Here is a 9,582-nt window from a genome sequence, read left to right as displayed (position 1 = left end):
AACCAAAAACAAACAACAATGCTGTTGTTTTCTCTTACATTCAATCACTTCTTTCAATAATATGTCATTGTTCAGGCGAAAGGCCAAAGGATAGAGGCAAAAGGTAAGAAAACCTTTGACCTTTTACCTTTCAGCTTTCACCTCAACAATAGAAATTCAGGTGCCTATATCGGCGGTGTCTACCTCTTCCCATTCCGAACAGAGAAGTCAAGCCCGCCAGAGCCGATGGTACTGCGGTAAAACGTGGGAGAGTAGGTCGGTGCCACCCTTTATCACTTTCAATAGTGCAATAATCGCAAAAGCCTTAGCTAATTACTAAGGCTTTTTGCGTTATTGGCCTTTGATAAGCCCTCTGTCCCGCCACGCTACTATTCACCCAATAGCCGATTGCAGGCATCGACCCGGTTACAACCCACGGCCCATTTTTATAGGTGTGAACACTTGTTAAACCCTGCAGGATAATTGTATCTGATAACTAACTGGTTATAATCCTGCCAAAATCTCCTTACAACCGGCATGAGCAGAATGGTATTGGTAATCAGTAATTTATAAAACTTCATTCCATTAGTAGAATACCCTGTTTTAAACATTTGAACACTGACCATACAGTGTCACCATTTGGCTTAAAAATGCGTGGCAAATTGTATCACTTTTAAGATATACCCAATATCCGGGGCTTATAGTGGCTAGCTGATAATTCAACATTAAAAAAATTACTCCAATTAAAAAAAGTACGCTATATTCACGGTGTCAAATTAAGTGTTAATCTCACACTCAGTATAAACCAAATCAGTGATAGTCATGATGTTTAAAAAGGTATTTCATAAAGGCGCAAAAGTTAGGCAATCGATTGCGTGGTTTGTTTTTCTTTTAGCTGGCATGTCTGCCATGCCGGCTATAGCAGTTATTAAATCTTTCAAAAAGGCAGCTGATGGGGTTACTTTCACGCTCGACAAAGGTTTGATGAAAGTGCTTATCCGCAGGGACGATATCATCGAAGTAAAATATACCATCTTTGATGCTTTTGAGATCAAGCCGTCATTGGTTGTGAATAATAAATGGGTTCAGCACTCACCGTACCAGGTTACTGATGGGAAAACCGAGGTGGTTATTACTACGGCAAAGCTGAAAGTAAAGATCAATAAGGCTACGAATGCCATCACCTATACTGATTTGAAGGGTAACGTGATTACTGCCGAAGACAGCGACAATAAATCCATTACTCCAGCAACCATCGCAGGGATCAGCACTTATAACGTTACTACCCAATTTGCGTCGCCTAAAGATGAGGCCCTGTTCGGTTTAGGTTGCCATCCTTTAGATTCCATGTCGATCAATTATAAAGGCCGTAACCAGGACCTGGCTATCAAATATCTTACCGGCGCTATCCCAGTACTGTTGTCAACAAAGGGCTATGGCTTGATGTGGGATAACTATTCGGCCAGTAATTTTTATGGTGCCGAAGCGGATAACACTAAATTTAAATATGTATCGGAAAGCGGTAAGCAGGTTGATTATTTCTTTTTTTACGGGCCGGGCTTTGACCATATCATCGATCTTTATCGCACAGCTACCGGTAAAGCGCCGATGTTTGGTAAATGGGCTTATGGCTTGTTTCAATCGCAAGACAGGTACCTGAGCGAGGACGAAATCCTTACCGTAAAGGATAATTACCGCAATAACCATATCCCGGTTGACGTGATTGTACAGGATTGGTACTACTGGGACCCATTGCCGATAGGCTCACATGTAATGAAACCGGAACGTTACCCGCATCCGCAAAAATTGGTTGATGCTTTACACGCAGCCAATATCCATGCTATGATCTCTATCTGGCCGGTGTTTGGTAAAGGCACCCCTAATTATGATGCGCTGAACAAAATGGGAGGTTTAACCGATATCACCTGGGATAACGTGGTTACCCACACTTTTGATACTTATTATGATGCCCACAACCCTAAAGCCCGTGAGCTTTACTGGGACCAGGCCCGCGACAGCCTCATTAAACGTTACGGCTGGGATGCCTGGTGGATTGACCAGTGTGAGCCGGATAATGGCGCTTTACTTGACGCCCGCCGTCAAAGTAATTTTGCCATTGGTAAAGGCATCGACTATTTTAACACTTATTCATTACAGCATACTAAAGGCGTATACGAAGGCTGGCGCAGGGATATCCCGGGTAAGCGCGCTTTCTTTTTGGTAAGGCAGTCGTTCGCCGGTGAGCAGCGCAACGCCTCTACGTTATGGTCGAGCGATATTGAATGTACTTTTCATGATTTTAAAGACCAGGTGCCACAGGGCATCAACGCCTGTACCTCCGGCATCCCTTACTGGACGTCAGACATCGGCGGCTATCATTACCACTGGAAACCTGCCGATTGGTCGCAGCCGGATAAACGGGAGTTATTTACCCGCTGGTTTCAGTTTGGTACGTTTTGCCCTATTTTTCGAATCCACGGTAAAGGTGAGCGAGCCATCTTCAGCAAAAACTGGGACGAAAATACAAGGTCGATCCTGCTTAATTTTGACAAGCTCCGTTATCGTTTGATGCCCTACATTTATTCACTGGCAGGCCGTGTAACTAACGATAACTATACCATTATGCGTTCGCTGGCTTTTGATTACCGCGGCGACAGCAAGGTTTACGGTATTCCTGACCAGTATATGTTCGGGCCGGCCTTTATGGTTAACCCGGTAACCGAACAACTATATACTTCAAGTGATGCAGATAAAAAAGCCAAGGCGCGCCAGGTTTACCTGCCTGCCGCCAGCAAATGGTATAACTTCTGGACAGGCGAACTGCTTGACGGTGGCCAAACCATCAGCGCTGCGGCACCTATCGAGATTTTGCCGTTATATGTAAAAGCGGGCTCAATTATACCAATGGGCCCGGATGTTGAATACGCAACCGAAAAACCAAACAGCAATATTGAGCTTCGCATCTATCCCGGCGCTGATGCTTCATTTAAGTTTTACGAGGATGAAAACGATAACTACAATTACGAAAAAGGACAATCAGCTACGTTTACATTAAGCTGGAACGATAAAACACGTAAACTTAGCATATCTGATACTAAAGGCCATTTTCCGGGCCAGCTGAAAAGCCGTACGTTTAACATTGTGATGGTTAAAGGCGCCCATGGCTCGGATGTAGCTTTAACTGCCAAGGCTGATAAGGTTGTTAAATATGCAGGTAAAGCGGTGGTAGTGGCGCTATAGTGCGTCATTTGAGTCATTAGGATTTTCTCCCATTATGTCATTATAAGCGTAGCGCGGCAATCGCACGGAAGCATAACCGCTTTATATAGCATGCGATTGCCGCGCTACGCTCGCAATGAAATTACTTATTGTTTTGTCCTTTCTTTCCCTTATTCGCTTTCATTTTTAAATTCAGCATCTCTACCAAAACAGAGAACGCCATGGCAAAATAGATATAACCTTTTGGGATATGCTGTTCAAAAGCTTCGGCCAAAAGCGAAACGCCAATCAGCAGCAGGAATGATAGCGCCAGCATTTTTACGGTTGGGTGCTTGTTTACAAACGATGCTACCCCGTTTGATGCCCACATCATAATACCTACGGCTATAACAACGGCTAAGATCATGATTTCCACATGGCTGGCCATTCCTACCGCGGTGATCACCGAGTCGAGCGAGAAAACGATATCCAACAGCATGATCTGAATTATGGTACCCCAAAACGAATGTTTCTTTACATTGCCTTCTGCCTCTTCTTCGCCTTCAATTTTATGATGGATTTCGGCGGTGCTTTTGTAAATCAAGAATAAACCGCCGATGATGAGGATAAGATCGCGGCCGGAAATAGCCAGTTTCTCAACCCATTCGGCATCCGTAATACTGAAAATGGAGCTTAGGTTAAACAAGGGCGCTGTTAAAGTCATTACCCAACTGATGGATAACAACAGCAGCACACGGGTGATCATGGCCATACCAAGACCAACCCTCCGGCCTTTGCTTTGCTGACTGGCGGGAAGTTTATCGGACAGGATTGAGATAAATACAATGTTATCGATGCCTAAAACAATCTCCAGTAAGGTTAGTGTGATTAAGGAGATCCATGATTCGGCGTGTTCGAAAATTTCAAAACTCATAGGTTGCAGGTATTTGTTTCTTCCCAAAAATAACAAAACCCCTGCCGTTACTGGTAGGGGTTTGCAAAAAATTAGGTTTATAACTGGTTTTTATTCAACTGTAACTGATTTTGCCAGGTTACGGGGCTGATCAACGTTACAGCCGCGCATCACGGCTATGTGATAAGCCAGCAACTGCAGCGGAATGGTTGCCACCAGCGGCACAAACGCCTCATTGGTTTGCGGGATCTCTATCACATAATCGGCCATGCCTTTCACTTCGGTATCTCCTTCGGATACAATAGCAATTACGTGGCCTTTGCGGGCTTTTACTTCCTGTATGTTGCTGATCACCTTTTCGTATGATGAATGTTTGGTGGCAATGAACACCACTGGCATCTCGTCGTCAATTAAGGCGATAGGGCCATGTTTCATCTCGGCGGCGGGATAACCTTCGGCATGGATGTAGGAGATCTCCTTGAGCTTTAAAGCGCCTTCCAGGGCTACAGGGAATGAGCTGCCCCTGCCCAGGAACAGGCAATTGGTCGAATCTTTAAACCGGGCTGCAATTTGCCGGATATGTTCGTTTAATTTCAAGGCCTCCTGTACCAGGTTAGGGATCTCGTTTAAGCCGGTTAAATATTCAACCATTTTGCTTTGGGTAATTTTACCCCGCTGCTGGGCTATATAAAAAGCTATTAGTGTTAGCACGCTTACCTGGGCGGTGAAGGCTTTGGTAGATGCTACACCAATTTCGGGCCCGGCATGGGTATAAACGCCCGCATGCGTTAAACGCGGAATAGATGCACCGACCACATTACAAATGCCGAAAATGGTAGCGCCTTTTTCCTTAGCCAGTTCAATGGCGGCCATGGTATCTGCTGTCTCTCCCGATTGGGAAATAGCTATCACCAGGTCTTTTTCAGTAATGATTGGGTTGCGGTACCTGAACTCGGAGGCATATTCAACTTCTACCGGCACACGTGCGTATTCCTCAATCAGGTATTCGCCCACCAACCCGGCATGCCAGGAGGTGCCACAGGCTACGATAATGATCCTGTCAACATTTTTAAGTTTCTCGGTGTATTCCTTAATGCCGCCCAACTGAACTTTGCCCTGCTGGGGGTAAATACGGCCACGCAGACAATCACGGATGGAACGGGGCTGCTCATAGATCTCTTTCATCATGAAATGGTCGTAGCCGCCTTTCTCCAGCATTTCCAGTTTTAAGTCCAGTTCCTGGATATAGGGTGTTTGTACCGAGTTGTCGATGTTTTTTACCAGCAGGCTTTCGCGGTGTACATAGGCAATTTCGTTATCATTCAGGTAAATTACATTTTTAGTATACTCTACAATAGGTGTAGCGTCCGAAGCTATGAAATATTCGCCTTTGCCTACGCCAATTACCATGGGGCTGCCTTTACGGGCTGCAATAAGCAGATCGGGCTCATCGGCACTCATGATAACGATGGCATATGCGCCTATTACCTTATTTAATGCAACGCGTACGGCGTCCTTCAAATCAAGGCCGGTTGCCTTTTGGATATCCTCAATCAGGTGTATTAAAACCTCGGTATCTGTATCGCTTTTAAAAACGTGGCCTTTAGCTGTAAGTGTTTCCTTGATCACGCCATAGTTTTCAATAATACCATTGTGGATAATGGTAAGCCTCCTGTCGCCCGACGAATGGGGGTGCGAGTTACGGTCGCTCGGTTCGCCGTGGGTGGCCCAGCGGGTATGGCCCATCCCTATTGTCCCCTTCATTTCAATTCCCTTCACAAAATTTTCAAGGTCCTCAACCTTGCCGGCCTTTTTATAAACTTTAAGGTCATGATCAAGCAGGGCAACACCGGCACTGTCATAGCCCCGGTATTCGAGCCTGTGAAGCCCTTTTATAACGATAGGGTAAGCATCCCTGAATCCTATATAACCAACAATTCCGCACATAAAATAATCAAGTATAAATGTTAAACGCCGCAAAATAAACAGCTATATAACACATATCCGCAATAATTATTTTGATTTTTTTCGAAAATGAGGAAGTTTTGAAATACTTAAAAAAGTATTTTAAGAAGTGTGTTTGTCTTAAACAAAAAAATCCCCTAAGCGGGGATTCTTTTGTTTATTGAGAGATATCTTACTTGCGGACTTTGGTGTAAATGATGTTCATGCGGATGCTGTAACCCGGGGTTGACTTATCGCTCCCCACTATTACCGTGCGGGCTGCCGTTTGTGTTGACGGCGCCACGTCAATACCTGTTGTAGTGTTAACAAGGGTGGTATCAACCGGGGCAATATAAGTGCCGTAATCAACAGTTTTTTTACGGATCAGATCCTGTACAAAAGCTGTAACCAGGAAGTGGTATTCTTTTTTGGTACGATCATAACGGCCGCCAAATAAACTTGTTTGCGAACGCGGGTCACTTGCCGAGGCATCCTGTATTAGTGCCCGTTGTTTGGCTATATCCAGCTTGTACATGGTAAGCTTAGGTAAAGGCGCATAAGGTACACCTGAACCGGCACGTGGTGTTATCACAATTTCGGCACGGTTTAATACTATCGATGAGTCAACAAGCTTGTCAAGGCCCGGGAAACTAAGCTTAGCCCTTAAACCTGCAAGCCCCTGAAGGTAAACCGTATTTTGCGATGTTGTTGTATTATTCAGTGCTGCCTGGATAGTAGTACTGTAGGTATGCGTAATTTCGGCAGCACGGTTAAAGAACGGCAGGGTTACCGATGCTGTATCAATAGTACTGCTTGTAGTACTGGTAGCAGCAGTAACAACTTTATAAAATACATCAATTTGCGATGAGGCCAGATTAAGCTGGATAATACCGCCGGCATCACTGGCCTGTGCCTTGTCTAACGAAAGGTAAAGGCCTTTTACAGTACTTTGAAAAGTTGTTGGTGATGCAAGTACAGCACCACTCGCATTAAACAGGTTATTATAGATAAAGGCTTTACTAAGCGGCACACGTAACTGAGGTGCTACGCGCTGAACGGTATCTAATGTGTCAGTACGGATGCGTGCTATGGTGATACTATCGTGCGTACGGGCTGTGAAGGTCTTAGAACCAAGCAAAGTGCCCAGGTCGGCATCCCAGTGATTATTACTATAGTAGGTTTTGCTTTCTACCTTTTGTTGAAGCTGGTACACGTTTATTTTATAGCGTGAAGCCAGCGAATCGCCATAAAAACCGTCCGAATATCTAAGCACAAGTACAGCCGAGTCAATTGTCAGGGTGCCTGCAGGAACAGTGTAAGCGGCGCCGTTAGGCAGGTTAACACCTAAAGCAACAATACTTTTTGTTGTGCCGAATACCGGGTCGGTAAAGTTGGCAAGCGGTGTCCGGGTTTGACCCGAGGTAGCCGCGGTATCATCAACAACAGTGTTAATAACGATGTTGGTATCAACTATCAGGTTGCCATTGATCTCGTTTTGATCATTGACGCCCAAACCAATACCATCCTGGCGTTTACAACTGTTCAAAATAAAAAGACTTATTAACAGGGTCAATAAGTCTAATCGGAAAAATTTCATATATAATATTAAGTCTTATGCAACATCCACCAATTCGTCGTTGGTAATTTCGTCGTAAAAATTGTAATAATTTTCGAAATCTGCGGTAGAATCAAATTCTAAAACCGATTTATTGCTGTTTTTAACATTATTTAACACATCTGCATCAATATCGGGGCTGCCCAAAACAATACCGTCTGAGTAGTGGATTGCACCGGCATACAGCGCCGAATTGGTGCCGCCTTTGTACGGCTCCACATGCTGCTCATTCATATTGCTCATGATGGCTTTTGTAGCAAAGTCATTGTGCAACTGCTCTTTAAAATCATTTTCATAAATAGAGTAAATGATTTTTGAGTGCTTAAATGTAGGGTCGTCTTTGTAGGTTGTTTTCAGATAAGCAGGCACAAGCGCGCTCATCCAGCCATGGCAATGGATCACATCCGGCGCCCAGCCTAATTTTTTAACAGTTTCTAATGCACCTTTGCAAAAGAAGATCATACGCTCGTCATTGTCGGCGTAAAATTTACCTTCCTTGTCTGCAAAAACATGCTTACGCTGAAAATATTCTTCATTATCCAAAAAATACACCTGCATACGCGCCGCCGGGATAGATGCTACTTTGATGATCAGCGGGTTATCATTATCGTCGATAATAATATTCATACCCGACAACCTGATCACTTCATGAAGCCTGTTCCTGCGCTCATTGATATTGCCGAAACGCGGCATAAGGATACGGATCTCGTAACCTTTCTCCTGCATGGCCTGCGGAAGTTGGCGTGTTATTTCAGCAATTTTTGTGAGTTCAAGGAAAGGGGACATTTCATGAGTTATAAACAAAAGCTTAGATTTACCCATCACTAAATCAGTATTTAAAATGTAAAGAAGTCAAAAAATTTGAGTTTGCAAATATAACTATTATTATATAAACTGCCAACGAATTATGCAAGTAACTTTTGGTTATTTTTAATCAATTGTACACCTTTGCCAAATTTTGTAACACCTATTACGTTGAAAATATTCAGCACTAAAAACGAGATAACCGATTATTTTAACCGTAAGCCGGTAAAAGTAATTGGCTTTGTACCAACCATGGGCGCATTGCATAAAGGGCACCTGGGTTTAATTGAACTGGCAAAGCAGCAAAGCACCCAGGTTGTTTGCAGCATTTTTGTAAACCCCACCCAGTTTAATGACCCCAAGGACCTTGAAAAATACCCTCGCCCCATTACTGACGATATCCGCCGCCTTGAGGAAGTTAACTGCGATATTTTGTTTAATCCGCAGGTTACCGAGATGTATGCTGATAATGAAAAATGGCATTTTGACATGGGCGATCTGGAATACCTGCTGGAAGGAAAATTCAGACCAGGGCATTATCAGGGGGTTACTCAGGTAGTAAATAAGCTGTTCAATATTGTAAAGCCCGATATCGCTTTTTTTGGGCAGAAGGATTATCAGCAGTTTATGGTGATTAATAAAATGGTTGAGGTGCTGAAGATGCCCGTTAAGCTGGTGATGTGCCCGATTGAGCGTGAACCTGATGGCCTGGCCATGAGCTCAAGGAACATCCACCTAACCCCGTATGACAGAGAACACTCGCTCATTCTCTCCAAAGCACTTAACTGGGTTAAGGAAAACTTCGATATTAACAAAATTGACACCCTGCAGCAGCAGGCAGGTCAAATGATCAGCAACGAACCCGGCGTTGAGCTGGAGTATTTTGAAATAGCCGATGGCAAAACACTGCATCATGCCACCCCCGCATCCGAAACTATTGTTGCCCTTGTTGCAGCACGCGTAGGTAAAACAAGATTGATTGATAATGTGTTGATTTCTTAGTCGATAGCCCATAGTCGATAGTCCAGGGACGCTTCAGTAGACTGGTTATCCGGCCGATGGAAAATCTTTTACAATCTATGGACTATCGACTATGGACTATCGACTAAATTTATTCCTAACTTTGCGC

6 protein-coding genes and 1 rRNA gene are annotated in these 9,582 nt (G+C 44.1%); 3 read left to right on the top strand and 4 right to left on the bottom strand.

All coding sequences use genetic code 11. The annotated features are described in order from the left end of the window. Nucleotides 1-156: 156 nt before the first annotated feature. Both rrf and BLS28_RS28390 read left to right on the top strand, forming a co-directional pair. Nucleotides 157-268 (top strand): 5S ribosomal RNA (gene rrf, locus BLS28_RS28395). Nucleotides 269-801: 533 nt separating this feature from the next. Next, nucleotides 802-3,219: a glycoside hydrolase family 31 protein gene (locus tag BLS28_RS28390; protein ID WP_091175742.1), complete on the top strand. Its 2,418-nt coding sequence runs from the start codon at nucleotides 802-804 to the stop codon at nucleotides 3,217-3,219. A 121-nt stretch (nucleotides 3,220-3,340) separates the two neighbouring features. Here the strand turns inward: BLS28_RS28390 and BLS28_RS28385 are convergent, their stop codons facing one another. From BLS28_RS28385 to BLS28_RS28370, 4 genes are all read right to left on the bottom strand, one after another. Beyond that, nucleotides 3,341-4,111, bottom strand: coding sequence for a TerC family protein (locus tag BLS28_RS28385; RefSeq protein ID WP_091175738.1), 771 nt, complete (start codon nucleotides 4,109-4,111; stop codon nucleotides 3,341-3,343). A 90-nt stretch (nucleotides 4,112-4,201) separates the two neighbouring features. Next, complete coding sequence (gene glmS, locus BLS28_RS28380) at nucleotides 4,202-6,037, bottom strand: glutamine--fructose-6-phosphate transaminase (isomerizing) (RefSeq protein WP_091175736.1); 1,836 nt, start codon at nucleotides 6,035-6,037, stop codon at nucleotides 4,202-4,204. Between the two features lie 190 nt (nucleotides 6,038-6,227). Continuing rightward, on the bottom strand, nucleotides 6,228-7,631 hold the full coding sequence (locus tag BLS28_RS28375) for a DUF4270 domain-containing protein (protein WP_091175733.1): 1,404 nt from the start codon (nucleotides 7,629-7,631) through the stop codon (nucleotides 6,228-6,230). A 15-nt stretch (nucleotides 7,632-7,646) separates the two neighbouring features. Next, the gene (locus BLS28_RS28370) at nucleotides 7,647-8,471 is read right to left on the bottom strand and encodes a glycogen/starch synthase (RefSeq protein WP_091175730.1); all 825 of its coding nucleotides are present in this window, start codon (nucleotides 8,469-8,471) and stop codon (nucleotides 7,647-7,649) included. Between the two features lie 126 nt (nucleotides 8,472-8,597). Between BLS28_RS28370 and panC the strand changes: the two genes are divergently transcribed. Beyond that, nucleotides 8,598-9,455, top strand: a complete 858-nt coding sequence (panC, locus tag BLS28_RS28365; RefSeq protein ID WP_256337568.1) for a pantoate--beta-alanine ligase — start codon at nucleotides 8,598-8,600, stop codon at nucleotides 9,453-9,455. Nucleotides 9,456-9,582: the final 127 nt, after the last annotated feature.

Source organism: Mucilaginibacter gossypii, from assembly GCF_900100945.1.
Classification (GTDB): Bacteria; Bacteroidota; Bacteroidia; order Sphingobacteriales; family Sphingobacteriaceae; genus Mucilaginibacter; species Mucilaginibacter gossypii.
This window is presented reverse-complemented; position numbering and strand designations above follow the sequence as displayed.

What these genes read in the sequence shown, in the direction of transcription:
- glmS (WP_091175736.1), bottom strand. Translation starts at nt 6,037, where the DNA reads ATGTGCGGAATTGTTGGTTATATAGGATTCAGGGATGCTTACCCTATC.
- BLS28_RS28385 (WP_091175738.1), bottom strand. Translation starts at nt 4,111, where the DNA reads ATGAGTTTTGAAATTTTCGAACACGCCGAATCATGGATCTCCTTAATC.
- BLS28_RS28370 (WP_091175730.1), bottom strand. Translation starts at nt 8,471, where the DNA reads ATGGGTAAATCTAAGCTTTTGTTTATAACTCATGAAATGTCCCCTTTC.
- BLS28_RS28390 (WP_091175742.1), top strand. Translation starts at nt 802, where the DNA reads ATGATGTTTAAAAAGGTATTTCATAAAGGCGCAAAAGTTAGGCAATCG.
- BLS28_RS28375 (WP_091175733.1), bottom strand. Translation starts at nt 7,631, where the DNA reads ATGAAATTTTTCCGATTAGACTTATTGACCCTGTTAATAAGTCTTTTT.